The sequence below is a fragment of the Acinetobacter sp. 1207_04 genome (genome assembly GCF_052850415.1).
Map to the genome: position 1 here is coordinate 172873 of NZ_VXCQ01000006.1, position 22541 is coordinate 195413.

Genomic DNA, 22541 nt, shown 5'->3' on the forward strand with positions numbered 1-22541 from the left:
ATTGCTCTCTTTTTAAAGAGGGCTAGGGGGGTTAAGGAAATGAATGTATGAAAATTAGCGAAAATTGGCTTCGCACATGGGTTAATCCTGCAATTGATAGCGATACTTTATCCAATCAACTGACTATGTTGGGTTTAGAAGTTGATGGTATGGATCCTGCGGCAAAACCATTTACAGGTGTTGTAGTTGGTGAGGTACTCACCGTTGTTCAACATCCTGATGCAGATCGTTTACGTGTTACCACGGTCAATATTGGTTCGGGTGAGCCATTACAGATTGTATGTGGTGCACCAAATGTGCGTGTAGGTATGAAAGCACCTGTAGCAACTATTGGTGCGGTTTTGCCAGGCGATTTTAAAATCAAAAAAGGTAAACTTCGTGGTGTTGAATCACAAGGTATGCTATGCGGTGCTTCTGAAATTGACCTTGAAGATAAAATTGATGGTCTTTTAGAGTTACCAAGCGATGCGCCTGTTGGTATAAATATCCGTGAATATCTAAATTTAGATGATCACGTGATTGATATCAGCATTACGCCAAACCGTGGTGACTGTTTCAGTATCCGCGGGATTGCACGTGAAATTGGTGTAATTAACCAATTGTCTGTGACTGTACCTAATATTAAACACGTTGTTGCAACTATTACTGATGAAAAGAAAGTTGTAATTTCAACAGACGGTTGCCCACGTTATTTGGGTCGTGTAATTAAAAACGTCAATACTAAAGCGTCTACACCGATATGGATGGAGCGAGCTCTTGCACGTTCAGGGATTCGTCAGCATAGTATTTTGGTTGATATTACCAACTATGTGTTGATTGAATTGGGTCAGCCTTTACATGCCTTTGATGGTGATAAAGTTCAGGGTTCAGTTCAAGTTCGTCAAGCAACGGCTGCGGAAAAATTAACATTGCTCAACGAGCAAGAAGTTGAATTGTCTGAAAAAGTAATGGTGATTGCAGATGATGCAAAAGCCTTGGCAATTGCAGGTATCATGGGTGGTTTATCTTCATCTGTGACCGATGAAACTACTGAAATTTTCTTAGAGTCTGCATTCTTTGCTCCGCTTGCAATTGCAGGTCGTGCGCGTAGCTTTGGTCTACATACCGATGCATCACAACGCTATGAGCGTGGTGTGGACTTTGAATTACCAATGATTGCAATGCATCGTGCATCACAATTGATTCAAGAGCTTGCAGGCGGTGAGTTCGGTCCAATTACCGTTGCGGAACAAGCCGAATTATTTCCGACTCGTGAAGCGATTGAATTAAATCAAGCTCAAGTTGATCAATTGTTGGGTTATCAGGTTGAATCAGACTTCATTACCGACGCATTGACTCGTCTAGGCTGTACAGTGACTGTTAAAGCTGTAGGTGAATGGACAGTAGTTCCACCATCACATCGTTATGATATGACTATTTACCAAGATTTGATTGAGGAAGTGGCACGTATTCACGGCTATGACAATATTCAAATGAGTCTACCTGTAATTGATGTGAAACTTGCAAAACATCAAGATCAATTTGAATTGCCACAATTGCGTCAAACTTTAGTGACTTTGGGTTACCAAGAAGCAATTAGCTTTAGCTTCTCTGATTTAAAACTTGAAAAACAATTGAATCCATCAGTAAATCCATTGGCATTGGCAAATCCAATCTCAAGTGATTTAGCAGTGATGCGTTCAACACTACTTTCAAGTTTGATTCCATGTGTTCAGTATAATATTAACCGCCAACAAAGTCGTGTACGCTTCTTTGAGTTAGGCTTACGTTTCGATTATCAAAATGCAAAAAATATTAATGATCTAAAGCAAATCCCAACTTTGGCAATGATTGCCGTTGGGGCAAAAACTGCTGAATCTTGGCATGGAAAGCCGCAGTCTATGGACTTCTTCGATCTTAAAGGTGAAGTGGAAGAACTTTTAGGCGCTGCGCGTGTACAAGCAGATTATGTTCGCTCAACACGTGAATGGTTACATCCAGGTCAGTCTGCTGAAATTTTAGTCGCTGGAAAATCAATTGGTTATCTAGGTCGTTTACATCCATCACTAGAGGATGAACTTGATTTAGGTATAACTTGGGTTGCGGAACTCGATCAGTTGGCTGTTTTGCAAACTTATGTATCTAATTTTACAGAATTATCACGATTTCCATCGGTTAGACGTGATATTGCGCTTTTAATTAGTGATAATATTAATGTTAGTGAAATTCAGCAACTTATCGGAAAAGCGGGCGGAGAGCTTTTAGACTCATCCTGGTTATTCGATGTGTACACTGGTCAAGGTGTTGAAAACGGCAAACGCTCACTTGCATTTGCATTGTTATGGCAACACCCATCTCGTACGCTCGAGGATGCTGAAATTAAGTCCGGTATGGATCATATTATTCAAGTGTTGGAAAGCACTTATCAGGCGACATTGAGGGCCTCATGACAGCATTAACAAAAGCAGAAATGGCTGATCATTTGAGTGAGCTTACGAGTTTAAACCGTCGTGAAGCGAAGCAAATGGTTGAATTGTTTTTTGATGAAATTAGCCAAGCATTAATTGCTGGTGAACAAGTCAAACTTTCAGGATTTGGTAACTTTGAGCTGCGTGACAAGCGCCAGCGTCCAGGTCGTAATCCAAAAACTGGGGAAGAGATTCCAATTTCAGCACGTCGTGTTGTGACATTTCGTGCAGGTCAAAAATTTAGACAGCGTGTGGGTACAGAACAGGAAGATTAATTTTTCCTAGTATGTTTCTCTATACAGAAGCTTCAGGTGATTCGTTACCTGAAGCTTTTTTATACTTGTAGATTTCAGTAATCTAAATTTGATAGTGAATTTGTTACTTGAGTTGTGAATAGGGTTACTGGTTGATCTCGTGGTTAAAGCTTGAAGGGTATTGCTGTGTTTATTTAATTCTTTGAATATTATTATTTATTTGGATGGTAATATTAAAATTGAGGTATAAAAAAAGAGAACCAAAGGTTCTCTTTTTTGATAATAATCTAAACGATTATTATTGAGCAGCAGAAGCTGGAGCAGCGTCAACAGCAGAAGCTTCAACTGGAGCAGAAGCAGCTTCAACAGCAACAGAAGCAGCTTCAACAGCAGCAGAAGCTTCAACAGCAGCTTCAGAAGCAGCTTCTACAGCTTGAGATGCAGCAGCAGTAGCATCAGTAGCAGCTTCTTCAGTTTTTTTAGCACAACCAACGAAAGCTAAAGTAGTAGCAACTGCAGCAGCAATAGCGATTTTTTTGAATAACATGGCATCACTCTCATAAATATTAGAGAAAAAAAAACCCAGGTTAGCCTGTTTTTTGCTTTTGCATGAGCAGTCTAACTGGTATGTCAGTATGCTATCACTGTATATTTTGAATTTCTACTGGCTAGATGAAAAAAAGTAGAAAATTTGATGAAAAAATGACATATTTTTAACAGTAATTTACAATTGAAAAGTTATTCTAGATTGGAAGGTTAATAGTAAGTGATTAAAAAATAAGTTAAAAATATAGATAATGTATTGAAAAATCATCACTTTGTAATTTTAGATACAGGGTTTTGATGAAAATGTGTACTTATGTAACTAATGTCAACCAATAAAAAAAGCCACTTATTTGAGTGGCTTTTTTTTGAGATTTAAAAAATTAATTTGCAGCTTTACGTTTCATTTGATCAAAGAAATCATCATTTGTTTTGGTTTCTTTCATACGATCAAGCAAGAACTCCATTGCAGCTAGTTCATCCATTGGGTGAAGTAGCTTACGTAGAATCCAAACTTTACGTAGATTTTCTTCGCTCATGAGACGCTCTTCACGGCGTGTACCTGATTTCTTAATGTTCATGGCTGGGAACACACGCTTTTCAGCAATACGGCGATCAAGCGTAATTTCTTGGTTACCTGTACCTTTGAACTCTTCGTAGATCACTTCATCCATTTTACTGCCAGTTTCAATTAGGGCGGTAGAAATGATGGTTAGTGAACCACCTTCTTCAATATTACGTGCAGCACCGAAGAAACGCTTAGGGCGTTCAAGTGCATGTGCATCTAAACCACCTGTAAGCACTTTACCTGATGTTGGAATTACAGTGTTATAGGCACGTGCTAAACGAGTGATTGAGTCAAGTAAGATGACAACATCTTTTTTATGCTCAACCAAACGTTTTGCTTTTTCGATCACCATCTCAGCAACCTGAACGTGACGAGCAGGAGACTCATCAAATGTTGATGCAACAACCTCACCACGAACAGTACGTTCCATTTCCGTTACTTCCTCTGGACGTTCATCAATAAGAAGAACAATAAGGAAGACTTCTGGGTTATTACGAACAATCGATTGCGCGATGCTTTGTAATAACATTGTTTTACCCGCTTTAGGCGGTGCAACAATAATAGAACGCTGACCTTTACCAATCGGTGCGATAAGATCGACAACACGTGCAGTTAAATCTTCAGATGAACCATTACCCAATTCCATCACAAGTTGCTCTGTTGGGAAAAGTGGTGTTAAGTTTTCAAATAGAATTTTATTGCGTGAGTTTTCAGGTGTGTCGTAGTTAATTTGGTTAACTTTTAATAGTGCAAAATAGCGTTCGCCTTCTTTTGGTGGGCGAATCGTACCTGTAATGGTGTCACCTGTGCGTAGGTTAAAGCGACGAATTTGTGACGGACTTACGTAAATATCGTCTGGACCTGCAAGATATGAACCTGCAGCAGTACGTAAGAAGCCAAAACCATCAGATAAAATTTCCAGTACACCATCACCGAAAATTTCTTCACCATTCATGGCATGACGTTTTAAGATGGCGAAGATAATATCTTGTTTACGGTTACGAGCCATTCCTTCAAGGCCCATAAACTCAGAAATTTTAATGAGTTCGCCAATCGGTTTTTTCTTGAGTTCAGTTAAATTCATAGGTGATCAGATTGATATAAGAATGTGTGGTACACAGATAGATAAGAAAGGAAGCAAAAGTCGTCCGCAGATCGAAAAACGAGCAGCAATTGTATGTGCACAATAACAAAACTCAGATTTCAAATAATTTTTTCGAGGAGAAAAAGTGTAATACAATTTCTATTGCCGAGCGGCGTCTTATGTGTTGTCTTTTAAGGAACTAGAAATGTAACTTTGGATTCCTTGATGAAAGAATATAAGTGAGATCAAGTGATTTGTCAATTTTCTGCTCAAAAAAATACGCTATCGAGGATAGCGTATTTGAAAAACCGATTGATCTACAAATTAGATGTTGTCATCTATGAATGCAGTCAATTTTGATTTAGGTACAGCACCGATTTGTTGGGCAACAACTTCACCGTTTTTAAACATCAATAATGCAGGAATATTACGGATGTTATAGTTCACAGCAGTTTCTTCACATGCAGTCACGTCAACTTTAACGATTTTTACTTTACCTGCGTATTCGTCAGAAAGTACTTCAAGTACTGGTGCGATTGCTTTACAAGGCGCACACCAGCCTGCCCAAAAGTCAACAATGACAGGGATGTCAGACTGTAAAACATCTGCTTCGAAGTTTGCATCAGTTGTATTTACGATATTACCAGACATGGATTTGGCTCCAAAAATTGAAAAGATGTATCTATGCTATGAATATAAGTATTACATAGTCATCTTTAACTATGTAGGGGATGTTTGAAATTTTCGTCTTTTAGGGTGACTTTGTCCAATTGATGCTCACGATACTGGTTATCGGATTCATCTCTATTGTCATACAAATGTCATATATGTATAAAAAATGGGAGACTGTTAAATTGTGTGCATAAATGGCTTTTAAATTGCATGTATGTGAATTAATCTAAGCAACAATTCTAAATGAGTTTGTACAAATCATGTCTGATTTTTTGATTGATGAAGAGTTACTTGCAGCCATAGATATGGGATCAAACAGTTTCCATTTGGCGATCGCCCGTGTAGATCATGGTGAAGTAAAAAAAGTTGCTTCGATGTCAGAAAAGGTTCAGCTTGCCGCAGGGTTAGATGAAAATAAAAATTTAACAGAAGCTGCACAGCAACGTGGTTTGGCATGTTTAGCACGTTTTGTTGGGCGTTTGAGTTCAGTACAGGCCAATCGCTTGCGAATTGTAGCGACCAATGCATTAAGACAAGCCAAAAATGGACAAGAATTTATACAAAAAGCGGCAGAAATTTTACCCAAGCCGATTGAAATTATTGCAGGTCGTGAAGAAGCCCGCCTGATTTATTTGGGTGTCTCACATACTATGGCGAACAGTGGTCGTCGTTTAGTGATTGACATTGGTGGTGGTTCGACTGAACTGATCATTGGTGAAGAGTTTGAACCTATTCATACTGAATCATTACAAATGGGCTGTGTTGCTTATACAAAAGCGTATTTCCCTGAGGGTGAAATCAGCCCAAAAGATTTTGATAAAGCTGTGGTTGCCGCACGTAAAGAAATGTCAGGTATTGCTAATACGTATAAGGCTGAAGGTTGGGATACGGCTGTTGGTTCAAGTGGCACAATTAAGGCTTGTCGTCAGATTTGTATCAATATGGGTTGGAGTGATGATCAAGAAAGCCTGACTCGTCAAGGCTTGGATAAACTCAAAGAGAAATTGCTGAAGTTTAAACATATTTCAGATATGGATTTTGATGGCTTAAAAGAAGATCGTCGAGCGGTACTACCTGCGGGCATCGCTATTTTATATGCTATTTTTGAAGTCTTAAATATTGATAAATTGATTTACTCCGATGGCGCATTACGTGAAGGTGTGATGTATGACCTATTGGGACGTTTTCAGCATGAAGATATCCGTGATCGTAGCGTACAAGCAATGATGGGGCGTTATGGTGCAGATCCGAAACAAGCTGAACGTGTGGTAAGCACCGCACAACATTTGTTTGATGGTGTTGCGACAAAACTGAATTTGAATAGTGATGATAGTGATTTATTACGTCGTGCTGCATATTTGCATGAAATTGGTCTAGCCATCAGTCATAGTGGATACCATAAGCATAGTGCATATTTACTACAGCATTCTGATATAGCCGGTTTTTCACAAATTGATCAAAATTATTTGTCACATTTGGTCGCTCATCATCGCAGAAAGTTACGTAGCGATGCGCGAATTGATGCGCTCAGAGTCGGTGGAAACAAGCTTGTTTATCTTTGTCTCTTGTTAAGACTTGCTGTTTTACTCAATCATAGTCGAAGTGATGAGATGCTTCCTGCCATTGAATTACAGGCAGTGAATGAGCAACAATGGCAACTCAGTGTTTCCGGTGATGCCAAACAATGGCCTTTGCTTATAGCGGATTTGCATGATGAGCAAGTACAGTTTAAGCATTGGGATATTGAGCTGAGTATTCATTCGGAACAGTTTATCAATTAACAACTGATTGAAGAGTTATCTTTCGGTGAATCAGGGATCATTCTCGAGTTATGAAAAGTAAAGCTGCCCAGTCTAAAGCCTGGAAAACGGTTCAAATTGCACGTCATCCAGAGCGTCCACAATTTCTAGATTATGTCGGTGATATATTCACTGAATTTGATACATTGCACGGCGATCGTGTGTATGGTGATGATGGTGCAATGATTGGTGGATTGGCTCGCCTTGATGGTCAGCCAGTGATGGTCGTAGGACAACACCGTGGTCGCAGTACCCGTGAGAAATTGCAACATAATTTTGGGATGAGTAATCCTGAAGGTTACCGTAAAGCACAGCGTTTAATGGATATGGCTGAGCGTTTTAATTTACCTGTTTTTACTTTTATTGATACCATGGGTGCATACCCTGGTGTTGGTGCAGAAGAGCGTGGTCAAGCAGAAGCAATTGCGACAAGTCTTGCGCAACTTTCAAGTTTGAAAGTGCCTGTAATTGCAACGGTATTGGGTGAAGGCGGTTCTGGTGGTGCCTTAGGTATTGGTGTTGCAGACCGTGTGATTATGCTCTCTCATAGTATTTACTCTGTAATTTCACCTGAAGGTTGTGCATCTATTTTGTGGAAAACAGCTGAAAAAGCAGAACAAGCAAGTGAAGCTTTGGCTTTAACAGCAGATAAATTGCAAAAAATGGGCATTGTAGAATACGTTGTCGATGAAGGTGAAGGTGCACATTTACATCCTGAGCAAATTATGGATCAGCTCAAAGCTGTGCTGAAACAGGCGCTAGAAGAATTACAACCGATGAGTGCTGAAGAACGATGCGAAGCACGTTACCAACGTTTAATGAAATTTGGCAGCGACAATTCAGGACTGACACTCTAAGTCAGTACAGTCGATTCACCGACCAAACAACCTTCCTGATTGGATGCAGTGGCGGCATGGATTCCATGCTGCTTCTGCATTTAATGTCTGCGCTTTTTCCGCGAAAAGTCCGTGCAATCTATATTAATCATCAACTGCAAAAAGTCAGTGATGTGTGGGCGATTTTTGTACAAGAACAATGCCTAAAACTAAACATTCCTTGCATCATTCAAAATGTTGATGTGCAGCAGGGTAATCTTGAAAATCAAGCACGAGAAGCACGTTATCAGGCTTTTGCCAAGCACCTAGATAAGGGTGAAATTTTAGTTTTAGCACATCATCAACAAGATCAAGCTGAAACTTTACTCTTGCGCTTACTTTCGGGTACAGGCGTTCAAGGAATGGCGGCGATGCGAAGTATCGATGTTCAACAAAAAATAGATCAGGATATTCACATTTGGCGTCCACTATTGAATATCTCTCGTGAGCAGATTTGCCAATGGGTACAACAATCCGATATTCAGTATGTTGATGATCCGACAAATTTAGATACACACTATGATCGTGCATGGTGTCGGCATGAATTGTGGAAGATTTTGCAAAGCCGTTACCCCAAAATGCAACAGGCTTTGGCAAGAACGACTGTGCTTATGCAAGATGCTGATGAAATCTTAAATGAAGTTTTAAAGCAAGATTTGGCAAAATGTGGCGATGCAACACAACTTGATTTAACCGCCTTTTTACAATTATCGAAAGCAAGGCAAAGGCAATTCTTATCTGCTTGGATGAGAGGTGATGAGCAATATCGTCCAACTTTTGATATGGTAGAACGCCTACAACGTGAAGTGATTGAAGCACGTGAAGATGCTCAATCGGCATTGCACAATCATGGTTTTTATTATGTACGCTATCAGGGCATATTGTATCGTTTAACTGAAGATGTATATTTAGCTGAACGGAAAAATAACGTGCCACAGCATGCGGATATTATTTTTAAACTTAATACTGTACAAAAATTAATAGCAGGGCAGTTTCATATTGAGAATGTATTTACGAATCTTATTGGGCAAGATCAACAACTTGAAAAAAACATAACAATGGGATTAAGTCCTTTATTATTAGGAAAAAAATTACAGCTCACACTGCGACAAGGTGGTGAGAAAATTCATCTATATGGACGTGTCGGCAGTTGGCCGTTGAAAAAAGCTATTCAACAAGCACATATTTTTCCATGGATGCGTCATACAATTCAAATATTGAGCATAGATAATGTTATGCTTGGGGTCTTTACGCCAAAAGGTTTCTGGCTTGCGCAATCTGAGTATTGTGTTGAGGCTGGATGGCAACCAACGTTGATCTCCTGTTTTTAAAAATCCAGTTTATAAATCATGGTCGGGTGTGTTTCATGGGTACAGCTTTAAATTGTAATATTGGTTTCATCGGTGGTGGTAATATGGCACAGGCATTGATCGGTGGTCTGATCAGCCGTGGTTTGCCTGCTACTCGCATCACAGTTTCAGATCCTGTTGATGTGATTCGTGAACGATTACAGGAAAAAGATGTTCATGTTACTAGTGATAATATTACTGCAATTCAAAATGCCGATGTCGTAGTTTTGGCAGTAAAACCACAAGTCCTGAGTCAAGTGCTAAAACCACTTCATGGTTTACTTGATGATAAATTAATCATTTCGATTGTGGCGGGTGCAGAGATTAAAACTATTGCAGACCTGACCAATGCTACGCGTATTGTCCGTGTGATGCCAAATACACCTGCATTGGTACAAACAGGTGCGCATGGTATGTATGCACATGAAAACGTGGATACTCAGGATCGCGATCTTGCTAGTCAAGTTTTGGCGGCTACAGGTTTAACGCTTTGGGTTAATACGGAAGCACAAATTGATGCAGTCACAGCGGTGTCAGGTTCAGGTCCTGCATACTTTTTCTATATGATGGAAAGTATGATTCGTGCAGGTCAAAACATGGGACTAGATGAAAAAGTTGCAACAGCATTGACCTTGCAAACAGCTTTAGGTGCGGCACAGATGGCGATTACAAGTGCAAGTTCACCTGCTGAATTACGTAAAAATGTCACATCACCGAATGGTACAACGCAAGCGGCACTTGAAGTTTTTGATCGTGCCCAAATCTCTCAAAATATTCAGACTGCACTTGCTGCTGCACAAAAACGTAGCCAAGAACTTGCACAAGAAATTAGCAATAACAGTAAGTAATTAATTGAATTAGGAACGCTCCAGTATGGGTATAGATTCTGCTCAGATGTTTGGCATTGTGATAAACGTAGCCATTTTGCTCGTATTTTTCCGTTTTTTAACGCAATTGGCGATGGTGAGCCCATATAATCCAGTTGTGTTGTCAACTGTGAAAGCGACTAAAATTGTCGATATTTTTGGTCGTATTTTTCCTACTTTAGCGAAAGGACGTGTTAATACTGCGGCATTGGTATTAATCATTATTTTGTATTTGCTTAAAATGTTTGGTGTGATGTATTTAAGTGGTCATATGATCACAAGCCCTGTGCATCTGCTCATTTTAACTTTTGTCAGTATGATTCAAGATTTGATTCGCTTCTGTAGAATTTTAATTTTCGCGACTATAATTTTGAGTTGGGTGGTAATGTTTACCCAATCTCGATCACCTTATATTGAAGTAATTCAAGAGCTTGCAGAACCATTATTGGCACCATTCCGCCGTTTGTTGCCGAATATGGGTATGATTGATTTATCTCCAATTTTGGCGTTCTTGGCATTGATGATTGCTGAGCGATTGATGGATGAAGTTGCACGTACATTGTTGATTGGTTTTTAATTCATTCTAAAAATATGAATGAAGACATAAAAAAGGACTCTTTAACGAGTCCTTTTTTATGTCTAAATTTTAATATTGGATTATAGGTGTTTTAATGTGCTTCATCCCAGTTTTTACCTTTACCCACTTCAACCAAAAGCGGTACAGATAAGGTAACAACTTTTTGCATGACATCTTGAATTTTTACAGAAATTTCATCTGCAATGTCTTCATCGACTTCAAAGACCAATTCATCGTGTACTTGTAAAAGCAGTTTTGCTTGATTTTTTGGCAAAATTTTATCGACTTCAATCATTGCCATTTTAATGATTTCCGCAGCAGAACCTTGTAATGGTGCATTGATTGCAGCACGTTCAGCACCTTTACGAACCATCATATTACTGGCTTTAATATCAGGCGTATACAAACGGCGACCTGTAATCGTTTCAACAAAACCTTGTTCCAACGCAATCTGACGGGTACGTTGCATATATTCATAAATACCCGGATAGCGATGGAAGTATTGCTTAATATAGTTTTGTGATTCTTCACGGGTAAAGCCAAGCTGACGGATTAAACCAAACTCAGACATGCCATACAGTAGACCAAAATTTACTGCTTTAGCTTGACGACGTTGATCTGAAGTTACATCTTCAAGGGCAACACCCAAAACTTCTGAAGCAGTACGACTGTGAACATCTTGACCGTGGTTAAAAGCATGAACGAGAGCCTCATCTTGTGAAAAATGAGCCATTAAGCGCAATTCAATTTGAGAATAATCGGCTGCAAGTAAGATGCGTCCTTCAGGTGCAATAAATGCTTGACGAATTTGACGACCAATATTTTCACGAACAGGAATATTTTGTAAGTTTGGATCTGTAGAAGACAAACGACCTGTTGCAGTCAAAGCTTGATGGTAGCTTGTATGCACACGTTGTGTTTCAGGATTGGCTTGTTTAAGTAAGCCATCTGTATAGGTGCTTTTGAGCTTAGTTAGACCACGGTATTCAATGATGAGTGCTGTAATCGGATGGTCAATTTTTTCTAAAATGGCCTCTGAGGTACTGTATTGACCTGTTGCAGTTTTTTTACCGCCTTTTAGTCCCATTTTTTCAAACAGTACTTCACCGACTTGTTTAGGTGAAGATACATTGAAACTTTCACCTGCAATTTCAATAATTTGGTTTTCAAGATCTTGAATGGTTTCAGAGAAGCTAATACTCAATTGATCGAGGAAGTTTAAATCGAGTGCAATGCCGTTTTCTTCCATACGTGTTAGAACACTTGCAACAGGCACTTCAATGTTATGTAAAATGCTTGAAAGCTCAGGTAATTCCTTCAACTTACGATCAAGTACTTCGTATAAGCGGTAGGTAACATGTGCATCTTCTGCTGCATAGTGTGCAGCCGTTTCAATCTCAATTTGATTAAACGTTTTTTGTTTTGCACCTTTACCTGCAACTTGTTCAAATGTCGTAGTTAAATGGCTTAAATAAACACGCGCAACATCATCCATACCATGACGGGTTGCAACTGAATTGAGCACATAAGATGCCAACATGGTATCAAAGTACCATCCTTGTAAATGGATACCATGATTTTCAAAAATATGTGCATCATATTTTAAATGATGCCCAATTTTCTCAACGCTAGTATCTTCTAAAATCGGTTTTATTTGCTGAATAATGGCTTCACGATTCAACTGTTCAGGTGCACCTTCGTAATCATGTGCAAGTGGAACGTAGTAAGCATCTTTTGCATCAAAAGCCACTGAAAACCCAACCATTTCAGCAACACGGTAATCTAAACTTGTTGTTTCAGTATCAATCGCAAAACGTTTTTCTGTACTTAAGCGTTGGAAAAGCTGTTCCCAATCGGCTTGAGTCAGTATTGTGTGGTACTGTGCTCCCCCTAAGAGATCATCATCACTTGTACTTTGGGCTTGATCGGTAATAGGTCTTGCTTCTGTGGTTGGTTCAGTTTTTACAATTTGCGTAGATGCTTGTTTGTAAACTGCTCCATTTGGATTGTTCGGGTGGTCAAGGGATTGTAATTGATTACGAAACTCTAATTCGGTGTAAAGGTTGCGCAATACATCTACATTGGGGTCGGTGAGTTTTAAATCTTCATAAGTGATATTGAGATCAAGATCAATCACAATGCTGGCAAGTTGATGATCAAGTGCAATACCTTCAACATTGTCTTTTAAGTTTTGACCAACTTTACCTTTGATATTATCGACATTTTCTAAAATGCCACCAATTGAACCATATTCATTTAATAGTTTTGCTGCTGTTTTTGCACCGACCCCAGGTACACCACGAATACCATCTGATGCATCGCCCATCAGGGTTAAATAGTCAATAATTTGATCGGGACGTACGCCAAACTTTTCAATTACCCCATTTACATCCATGGGTTTATCTTTAAAGCTATCTTCCAAAGTCACTTTGTCCGTGACCAACTGTGCCATGTCTTTGTCACCTGTCGAAATCAGGACTTGATGACCTGCGGCTTCGGCACGTTTTGCTAATGTGCCAATAATATCATCGGCTTCTGCACCAGGAAGCATATGCAATGGAATACCCAATGCACGAATGAGCGCATGTAGATAGGGGATTTGCTGTGCAAGTTCATCTGGCATACTTGGGCGGTCACCTTTATAAATCGGTGAAAGTTCATGGCGGAAGGTTGGCTCGGGCGTATCAAAAATCACCGCCATATGCGTAGGTTGAATTCGGCGCATCAATTTTTGAATTGCAGAAATCGCACCACGGATCGCATTGGTCTGTAGTCCAGTCGATGTCGTTAACGGTGGGAGTGCATGAAAGGCACGAAATAAAAAGTAAGACCCATCGACTAATACAAATGGTGGCATTGATGATTTCTCAAAATAATGAAGCTAGGCATAGTTTACATGAGTTTGGATAAAAATGAGCTCAGGGTGACGGGAAAGGTCGGATGTACTATGATGCTATGATTCAAAATGAATGACTGATCTTTCTTTTTAATTCAGGATAGTCCATGCAATCACAACAAGAAGAACACAATACAACATCGAACATGGAGTCGGGTATAAGTCCCCAATATTCAGCTATACCAAATGACTATGGTTGGTTGACTAAACTCAATTTTTTGGTTTTAGCATGTTTTGGGATGGCTTTCCTGATTTTAGACGATGAGCCGAGATGGATTAGTGCAGTCGGATTATTTTTTTGTTTTATGTTGATTTTTGTCTTGAATGCTTTGAGTAAGCAACAACACATGATCTTGTTCCAACAAAGGCAAATTCAAGATTTATTGCAAGTACAGCGGTTGAATACAGCTAAAGAATTGAATAAAGAGAAATCCTCAGACCTTCTCAAAGCTGAAAGTAAAGAATTAGAAAGGTATGAACAAAATATTCATGTTCAAATGCTGGAACAGATGGAGTCAGATCATTTTGATCAAGTCTTTACACCAAATAATGGCGCAGAAGTTTTACATGATTCAGTTTTATCGGATCAACAGAATATTTCCACAACTTCTAGTTTAAATCCTTCAAATTTAGCAGATACGAATGAAGAAGGTAGTTATGTAAAAGACGATTTTGTGAAAGAGAGCGAGTACATAGAAGATTCACAAGTACGTTATGCAGAGAGTCAGTCACAACAAGCAGAACACAATGCACAATCTATAAACCAATCTGATCAAAGTAAAGAAAGTACCTTATTAAAAGACCTGAAAGGTATGACTTCGCTATGGAGTGCTTTTGTTGAATGGTTCAAAGGTGGAAATAGTATTGTCCGTATCGCTATTATCATTTTATTGATTGGGGTGATTTTACTATTACGTTTTGCTAGTGAATATTGGCAACCGACATTAAGTACAAAATTAGCAGGCATTGCTGTTGCAGGTGGCGTACTGACCGCAGTCGGGTATTGGCTACGCAACAAACGTTATGGTTATGCGATTAGTGTGCAAGGTGCGGGCTTAGGAATTTTATTCCTTGTTTTATTTAGTGCTTTTAAGCTCGCTGTTATCACTTCTGTCGCACTGAGTTACGGTTTACTCATTGGCTTGCTCGCCGTGACATTATTACTTGCTTTGAAACAAAATGCACTGATTTTGGCATTTATAGCCCTTGGAAGTGGTTTTATTGCGCCGTTTATTTTAAATACAGGCAGTAATAATATACCTGCACTGTTTAGCTATTATCTTGTGCTAAATATAGCTTTAGCTGTGATTGCTTTCTTTAAACCGTGGCGTATCTTAAATACCATTTCATTGCTTGCAACCTTTGGTGTCGGTGGACTAAGTATTTGGCTCAAAGCACAACCTGAACAATATGCCATGTTGAGTATATTGGTTTGGCTACATTTTGCTTTATATCTGTTTGTTTCAATTCGCTACAGCCAAAATATTGCACAGTATAAAATTGCTTTTAAAAACATACCATTGATAGATACTGCATTGATTTTTGCTACACCATTTATGGCGTTTACCTTATATGCAGGCTTGGTCTATCACAATCAGACAGCATTGAGTGTTGCAAGTGCAGTATTAGCATTGGTGTATTTTGTGGTGGGCTATGTTTTACATAAGAAGTCACAAACTTTGACATTGTTGATTCAAAGTTTTTACGGTTTAGGATTAACTTTCCTTGCACTCATTTTGCCTTTTGCTTTTGATGCCCAATGGACGAGTACAGGGTGGGCAGTACAGGCATTGGCACTGATTTGGATGGGTTGTCGTCATCATTTAAAAAATAGTGTGTTGTATGGTTTAGTTTTACTTGGGGCGAGTAGTGCTTTTTGGCTGAAAAGCATTTTATTTGATGGAAACTTGAGTGTACTTGCTGTGTGTTTCCTGACTTTAGCTTATTTAGCAAGTGCTTATATTTTTAGCACACCTGAGCTGAATGAAAAATTGATCAATGATCATATTGGTATAGATCATATTGATACAGAAGATGCCGTTGCAACGCCATCGGTACAGCAAATACAAAATAGTGCATTTTTAAGCAAGATGATGCAGTCTGCAACACTCGGAAGTTTGTTGATCTTACAATTTGTCGTTGTGTTGTATTGTTTTATGGTGGATCAAAATGATGTGCTCGTTAAAAATGCTGAATTAATGGCAGTCTTGACACTTGCATCAATAGTAATCGCTGTGCGTGTTTTTCAAGTTCAGCAACTGTCTAAAAATATGCAATTGTTTGCAGGTTGTGCGCTGTTTTACTTTGCCATGATTCCACTGGTTTTATGGCAGACCGATATCATTTCAATATGGTGGACATTGCAAGCATTAAGTATGCTAATTATCACGTGTTTATACGCTGTTCCATCTATACGAAATGCCTCTACAGTTTTGTTGTGGGCGAGTGCTATTTGTGCAATATCTGCTATTTTCGGTGAGCAAAATTTACGTTATATCGTCGTAGTTTTATTGATCATAGTCAGCACATTTATTGCGTATTGGTTATGGTATAAAGTCAAACCTGCATCCACTCAGATTGATCGAACAAGTGCCTGTTTGAATCTTAGTTTGTCATTCATTTTTGTTCCATATGTGTTGTATAAAATATGCGATTTGATGCAATGTGATTTATACAGTATCGCTTTGCCAATGTTGTTGTGGTGGGGCATTCTTACATTAATTTATCGCTTCAAACATCAAGTGCTTGATCAAATTTGGTTGTCACTGAGTATTATTCTTTTATTTATTGGTGTGAGTGAAATTGCAGTATTGAGTGCTTTTATTGCAAAAAACTTTCAGTTTTGGACGATTGAACCTGTCTATCAAATACCGATGTTAATGACTATTGCCTTGTGGTTTATGGTCTTTATCTTCTGTCTAAAAGTTTTCACTAAGCAAATGAAGTTATTCTTAAAACAGTTCTTTATGTTGCTTGCTGTTTTGTTGATGGCAGTCTTTGGTGGATTGTTGGCATCGAATCAACTCGCATTTATTCCAATGCTGTTGTTATTGCCTGTTGTTGTCTTATTAGCATCGTTAAAAGTGAAGCCTTTACAGTTTTTACAGCCTTATTGGCAGGCCAACATCAGTATTGTCCTTGTTGGTGGTTTGAGTGTATGGCTCATTAGTCTATTGCAAAATGGACAATGGAACTTGCCGTATATCACTTTACTCAATCCGATGGATGCTTTAAGTATCGGCATTTTTGTGATCTGTATTTTTGCTATTAAACCATTAATACAAACGCAAGGGCGTGAACTACAAATTGCCAATATGGCAATCATGATTGTGACAGGTTTAATGCTGATCAGCAGTGTGATGTTGCGTAGTTTACATCACTATATGAACTTGCCTTATTGGTCGGTTGAGGCTTGGCAGAATGGTACAGTTCAAGCAAGTTTAACGATTCTTTGGGTGGTACTAGCACTGATTTTGACCACCTTTGCGAGCAAAAAGTCGTTACGTCATGTGTGGATGCTCGGCATTGCTGTATTGGCTTTGGTGATTGCAAAATTGATTTTCTTAGATTTGTCACACACACATACCATTACACGCATTGTTTCCTTTATTGGTAGTGGTTTGGTGATGTTGCTGATTGGTTACTTTGCACCGCTACCGCCTGCACAAAAAATTGTTAACCAATTGGCTGAAGATGGTGACGAGAGTAAAGACCAACCTAAAAATTAGAAATGTTGTTGTAGAAAAAGACAATCCATAAAACAAAAAAAGGATGGCATGATCACCATCCTTTTTTTATGTTTAGATCAAAATTCTAAAATTTATAACTTAGGTTCACGCTTAATTTCTTGTGTATTGGCATAGCGATCTAAATCTTCATCGGTTAATGGTTGTTGAGGTGTTGGACGATCTACAAAACCAATTTTAGGGACTGGAATCTCAATTTGATTATCTACAAAGCGGTTACGAATTAGCTCATGAATTTCATCTTTCACTTGTAAATAATTATTTTGCTTACACCAAAGGGCAAACGTGATCTCAATCGAAGATTCAGCAAAAGAAGAAACCGTGACACGAGGCTTAGGGTCGGCTAAAACCAATGGATAGGCTGTGGCAATATCAATCAGCACGGAACGCACTTTATTGATATCTTCATTAAAATTGATTGGTACAGTGAGTGTAATCCGTCGAATCGGAAACTTTGATAAATTATGGACGGGGGCACGAATCAGTTGTTCGTTTGGTAAGCGTACGTAAACATTGTCCATAGTGAGTAATTTTACCGATAATAAGTCAATTGAAATAACTTCACCTTCAATCGTATGACCACGAATGAGGGTAATTTGAATGGTATCGCCAATTTCAAAAGAACCTTCACCAATAAGGAATAAACCACTAATTAAATTTGATGCAGAGGTTTGTGAGGCAAAACCCAAAGCAACGGTTAAAATCCCTGCTGCGCCTAAAAATACACTGAGTTTAAAACCAGCCTCTTTCAGGCTAGTCATTACAAAAATCATGAAAATAAAGTAAAAAATACCACGTCGCCATACAAGACGTTGATGGGCGTTAAATCGGACGCCAATTGTGCGAATAAAAGCATTAGAAATGAGACGGGCAAGAAAAAAACCAATCACACATAAGACAAGTGCAACTAAAATTTCACTTAACCGATCTGTATTGATATTGGTAAATACACCTTTAAAGCTATCGAAAATATCTTTAGGAATCGTTGAGTTGGGCATATGAGACTCCTAAAAAAATGAATCGAACATATTAAATAATGCACCACCTGGTGCACGAGGTGGATGTACGTAAACAACTTCACCTGCAAGTGGTGGTGTACGATTTTCAATTTTAATTCGAGATGGACGATCACTTCCTTCGTATAACACTTTAATTTGTGATGTCCATAAACGACCTGTACTTTCACTATAAAACAGAGGTAGTGCAGGAACAGGAACATTCATACGGTCAAAGCGTAATTGATGGCTGCTGACATTATGAAAATCAATTGGTGTCACTGCACGAAAAGCGCGAGGACGCAGTAGCTTTAATTCGGTTCGACCATCAACAGAAGTGGCATAACACATGTCACCCGTACGATGATCTGGACCAAACCATGTATCTTTTGGCTGAATGACGGGAATATCGAACAATGGCTCTTTTTGTGCCTGAACATAGCCTGAAATCCACAGTGGGGTACTAATATACAAAGTCCCTCGTTGCCCTGCGGGAATATAAATTGGATCGACAGGACGAATCACCACAGAGCGATCCGCAAGCCGTGGTAACAACTGAAACGTATTATGTGTTTCACGGAACATATAGCGTTCAACATGGACAGGCTGTGGAAAGGCAAAATTAACATCTTGAATGCTATACCATTGTTGCTCATAGTCGTACTGAAATTGCGGACGATAATATTCCAGTCGCCATTCCTGTAAACCACGGGTCAAGCGAAGCATCATCGAGCCAAATTGCCATGCTTTGGATTGATGGAGCTCAAAATGCTGATCGCCCCACCATTTTAAATTGGGCAATTCAGGTTCAAGAAGTTCATTCGTTGTCAACAAAAGTGCCATTCCTATATTGAATTCTTTTAAAAAACAGGCTTCACGCTGTCATGCGCATAGCGTACACTCAAAGCAATTTTAATCATTAATATAACTTGTAATGCAAGCACTGAAACAATTACAAATACCTTATAGTTTTGCGAAACGACACGGAGTGTTGCTACGTTACGAAGGCGATCAAGTCTTTATTGTCCGTCGTCAGGATACTGCACAAATTGCGATTCAGGAAGCACGCCGTTACGTTGGACGTGTGGCACAGTATCAATTATGTTCAGATACCGATTTTAACAATATGCTCAGTTCAAGTTATGCAGGTGAAACGGGTGAATCACAACAAGTTGCCGCAGGTTTAGAAGATCATCCTGACTTACTTAGCCTTGCTGATCAAGTGCCAGAAACTGAGGACTTGATGGATCAGGAAGATGATGCACCAATCGTTCGTTTAATTAATGCATTATTGTCCGAAGCAATTCGTGTGAGTGCATCCGATATTCATATCGAAGCTTTTGAAAAGAAACTTTCGGTTCGCTTACGTGTCGACGGTCAACTACGTGAAATTGTTCAACCACGCCGTGAGCTTGCACCGCTTTTGGTTTCACGTATTAAAGTTATGGCAAAACTTGATATTGCTGAAAAGCGTGTGCCGCAAGATGGTCGTATTTCTTTACGCCTTGCAGGACGTGAGGTCGATGTTCGTGTGTCAACATTGCCATCTTCGCATGGCGAGCGTGTAGTCATGCGTTTGCTCGATAAGCAAGCAGGGCGTTTGAACATGACTCATTTGGGTTTGATGAAACCTGATTATGATCGTTTAACGCAGTTGGTACATCGTCCGCATGGGATTATTTTGGTGACTGGCCCTACAGGTTCGGGTAAAACCACGACGCTTTATGCTGCGCTTTCTGATTTGAACGATGGATCTAAAAATATTTTGACCGCTGAAGATCCAATTGAGTATCAACTCGAAGGGATTGGGCAAACGCAGGTCAATACCAAAGTAGATATGACTTTTGCTCGTGCGTTAAAAGCCATGCTTCGCCAAGATCCTGATGTGGTGATGGTCGGCGAGATTCGTGATTTAGAAACGGCTGAAATTGCAGTCCAAGCGTCTTTAACAGGTCATTTAGTATTGTCAACGCTACATACCAATACAGCTATTGGTGCGGTAACTCGTTTAAAAGATATGGGAATTGAACCATTTCTTTTGGCCAGTTCTCTTATTGGCGTAATGGCACAGCGTTTGGTGCGTACTTTATGTTCACACTGTCATACGTTCCGTGAAGCCGATGATTTTGAAAAAGATATTTTTAAAAATGTTACAACGGAACATACTTTGAAGTTACCTGTACCACAAGGTTGTGATCATTGCTCACATACAGGGTTTACAGGTCGTACTGCGATTTATGAAATTGTTCCTGTTGATGAAGCGATGCGCCGTTTAATTCATGGTCATGCAGCAGAGTACGAGCTTGAAGAGTATGCACGTCAGCAAACGGGTTCAATCCGTGATGATGGTTTACGTAAGGTGTTGGTAGGTAAAACTACGATGGAAGAGGTTTTACGTGTGACGAATGAAGCTGCAGAGTGATGTGTTTGTTTACTGTCCTAATTAAAGTTGTGGGACAATGATTAAATCCTATGTATGAAACGCAAAAAATCATTAAAAAAGCGCAATCGGTGGAGATTGGGCTTTTTGATTTAGTGTGAAATATTGATTAATCACATATAAAAATTTAGTTTCGCATAATTGTATTATGTTGGTTTTAGCAAAATTTATAATCCAAAATTTACATATAAAAAGAGTTTCCTGAATGATTGGAAAAATTGCTACTTTGGGTCGCTAAATTTTAACATTTTTATATTTATTTACTAAATTTTTCCCAATAATTCAATTTTTTAGAAATTAGCTACACTAAAAATAAATTTGGAACATGTAAGGCAAGGCTTTTCCCCGTACTACAAGATTGGATATATAGATCAAATGAGGTTGTAATACTGGGGTCAATTTGAGCATGTACTCCAAAAACTTGTTTGAGCTGTTCTATGTAATACGTAATAAACTCTATTTCACTATCAAAACTCGATAGACTTCTTAAATTACCCTGAAAATTTTGTAGACTACTCATATCGGGTGGAATATTAAAACATGTTACATCTACGCTAAAAGACATAATTTGATACATTTCAGGTTGAATAATTTTTTGCCCATTTTTTTCAATTTCTTTAAAAAATAGTTCAATTGGAATGAGGTAGAGTAATGTTTCTAAACCATCAAACATTGAGAATATAAGGCTATTATTGATCAATATTTTCTTCGAAACACCTTCTAAACTTCGTTTTTCTATTTCCTTATAAATCACATCCATTTGTTTCAATGGTCGCCCATCAACTTCAAATTGAATAAAGTAATCAGCGATTCGATTCAGAAAAAGCATTTCCCCTGTTCCCGCTATTGCTCCTCGACTCCAGAGTTTTATTTTTTGTACCTCATCATGTGCCAAGTGCAATATTTTTGTTTCTACATCATATGTCATTGCTCTTTTATCCGCTGCGATCAGAATACAGTCATCTAAATGTGCGGCAATAATCATAGTCATGTTTCAATTACTCCAATTTTTGTTATTTTATGATAAATTAATTGAATCAATTCACATAGAGCAATAATAATGGCTGGTGGTTCTCGTATTGTTATCAATGATCAAGGGATTACCATCTCTACAAACGGAAAAATTTTTTTTCAAGCAGGACAACATAAATTTGAAGGCGGACAGAAAGTAAACGTCCAATTACCTCAGATGCCAGATGCACAGAATCCCTATGTCATACAATACCTCGTTAAAAATAAAGAAAATATAGCAGTATCCAATAAGCCTTATATTTTAATGGATGAAGACGGTAATATTCAGCGTGGCTTAACCAGCGATGATGGATTTATAAAACTCAAAACAACACCATCGGCCCAAACTATCGTCACAAGAATAATGATGAATGATGTTGAAGAAGCCAACGAAGAAGAAACAGACGAAGAATAGGTTT

At 38.8% G+C, this 22541-nt stretch carries 17 protein-coding genes; 10 read left to right on the forward strand and 7 right to left on the reverse strand.

The window, feature by feature from the left end; genetic code table 11:
* Positions 1-47 precede the first annotated feature (47 nt).
* Both pheT and FW754_RS07415 read left to right on the forward strand, forming a co-directional pair.
* A complete protein-coding gene (gene pheT / locus FW754_RS07410; RefSeq protein ID WP_446324241.1) occupies positions 48-2429 on the forward strand; it encodes a phenylalanine--tRNA ligase subunit beta in 2382 nt (793 codons plus the stop codon).
* The gene (locus tag FW754_RS07415; protein WP_004723042.1) at positions 2426-2722 is read left to right on the forward strand and encodes an integration host factor subunit alpha; all 297 of its coding nucleotides are present in this window, start codon (positions 2426-2428) and stop codon (positions 2720-2722) included. Before pheT ends, FW754_RS07415 begins: the two co-directional genes overlap by 4 nt.
* Before the next feature lie 277 nt (positions 2723-2999).
* Here the strand turns inward: FW754_RS07415 and FW754_RS07420 are convergent, their stop codons facing one another.
* From FW754_RS07420 to trxA, 3 genes are all read right to left on the reverse strand, one after another.
* Positions 3000-3248: a hypothetical protein gene (locus tag FW754_RS07420; RefSeq protein WP_409510367.1), complete on the reverse strand. Its 249-nt coding sequence runs from the start codon at positions 3246-3248 to the stop codon at positions 3000-3002.
* Between the two features lie 379 nt (positions 3249-3627).
* Positions 3628-4896 (reverse strand): transcription termination factor Rho, encoded by a 1269-nt coding sequence (rho, locus tag FW754_RS07425; protein ID WP_409510368.1) that lies wholly within the window; start codon positions 4894-4896, stop codon positions 3628-3630.
* 324 nt (positions 4897-5220) lie between these two features.
* Complete coding sequence (gene trxA, locus FW754_RS07430; RefSeq protein ID WP_409510369.1) at positions 5221-5547, reverse strand: thioredoxin; 327 nt, start codon at positions 5545-5547, stop codon at positions 5221-5223.
* Positions 5548-5828: 281 nt separating this feature from the next.
* Here trxA and ppx point away from each other — a divergent pair, with 281 nt between their 5' ends.
* From ppx to FW754_RS07455, 5 genes are read left to right on the forward strand one after another with little or no spacing between them, the layout of a single operon-like run.
* Entirely contained in the window at positions 5829-7349 is a 1521-nt protein-coding gene (gene ppx / locus FW754_RS07435; RefSeq protein ID WP_446324242.1) for an exopolyphosphatase, read from the forward strand.
* A gap of 50 nt (positions 7350-7399) precedes the next feature.
* Entirely contained in the window at positions 7400-8224 is an 825-nt protein-coding gene (locus FW754_RS07440) for an acetyl-CoA carboxylase carboxyltransferase subunit alpha (RefSeq protein ID WP_409510371.1), read from the forward strand.
* On the forward strand, positions 8161-9573 hold the full coding sequence (gene tilS, locus FW754_RS07445) for a tRNA lysidine(34) synthetase TilS (RefSeq protein WP_446324243.1): 1413 nt from the start codon (positions 8161-8163) through the stop codon (positions 9571-9573). The genes FW754_RS07440 and tilS overlap by 64 nt, the downstream gene beginning before the upstream one ends.
* A gap of 35 nt (positions 9574-9608) precedes the next feature.
* Positions 9609-10439, forward strand: a complete 831-nt coding sequence (gene proC / locus FW754_RS07450) for a pyrroline-5-carboxylate reductase (RefSeq protein ID WP_409510373.1) — start codon at positions 9609-9611, stop codon at positions 10437-10439.
* A gap of 25 nt (positions 10440-10464) precedes the next feature.
* A complete protein-coding gene (locus FW754_RS07455) occupies positions 10465-11034 on the forward strand; it encodes a YggT family protein (RefSeq protein ID WP_419346043.1) in 570 nt (189 codons plus the stop codon).
* A 91-nt stretch (positions 11035-11125) separates the two neighbouring features.
* On the opposite strand, the gene polA is transcribed toward FW754_RS07455, so the two are convergent.
* Positions 11126-13891, reverse strand: coding sequence for a DNA polymerase I (gene polA, locus FW754_RS07460; RefSeq protein WP_446324244.1), 2766 nt, complete (start codon positions 13889-13891; stop codon positions 11126-11128).
* 146 nt (positions 13892-14037) lie between these two features.
* On the opposite strand from polA, the gene FW754_RS07465 reads away from it, so the two are divergent.
* Entirely contained in the window at positions 14038-17658 is a 3621-nt protein-coding gene (locus FW754_RS07465) for a DUF2339 domain-containing protein (RefSeq protein WP_446324245.1), read from the forward strand.
* Between the two features lie 92 nt (positions 17659-17750).
* On the opposite strand, the gene FW754_RS07470 is transcribed toward FW754_RS07465, so the two are convergent.
* Positions 17751-18674 (reverse strand): mechanosensitive ion channel family protein, encoded by a 924-nt coding sequence (locus FW754_RS07470; RefSeq protein ID WP_446324246.1) that lies wholly within the window; start codon positions 18672-18674, stop codon positions 17751-17753.
* 9 nt (positions 18675-18683) lie between these two features.
* Complete coding sequence (locus tag FW754_RS07475) at positions 18684-19505, reverse strand: hypothetical protein (RefSeq protein WP_446324247.1); 822 nt, start codon at positions 19503-19505, stop codon at positions 18684-18686.
* 100 nt (positions 19506-19605) lie between these two features.
* Between FW754_RS07475 and gspE the strand changes: the two genes are divergently transcribed.
* Positions 19606-21093 carry a type II secretion system ATPase GspE gene (gene gspE, locus FW754_RS07480; RefSeq protein WP_419346039.1) on the forward strand — a complete coding sequence of 496 codons (1488 nt, stop codon included), beginning with the start codon at positions 19606-19608 and terminating at the stop codon, positions 21091-21093.
* A gap of 319 nt (positions 21094-21412) precedes the next feature.
* On the opposite strand, the gene FW754_RS07485 is transcribed toward gspE, so the two are convergent.
* Positions 21413-22102 (reverse strand): hypothetical protein, encoded by a 690-nt coding sequence (locus FW754_RS07485; RefSeq protein WP_419346038.1) that lies wholly within the window; start codon positions 22100-22102, stop codon positions 21413-21415.
* A 69-nt stretch (positions 22103-22171) separates the two neighbouring features.
* Here FW754_RS07485 and FW754_RS07490 point away from each other — a divergent pair, with 69 nt between their 5' ends.
* The gene (locus tag FW754_RS07490) at positions 22172-22537 is read left to right on the forward strand and encodes a hypothetical protein (RefSeq protein ID WP_446324248.1); all 366 of its coding nucleotides are present in this window, start codon (positions 22172-22174) and stop codon (positions 22535-22537) included.
* The last annotated feature ends 4 nt before the right edge of the window (positions 22538-22541 follow it).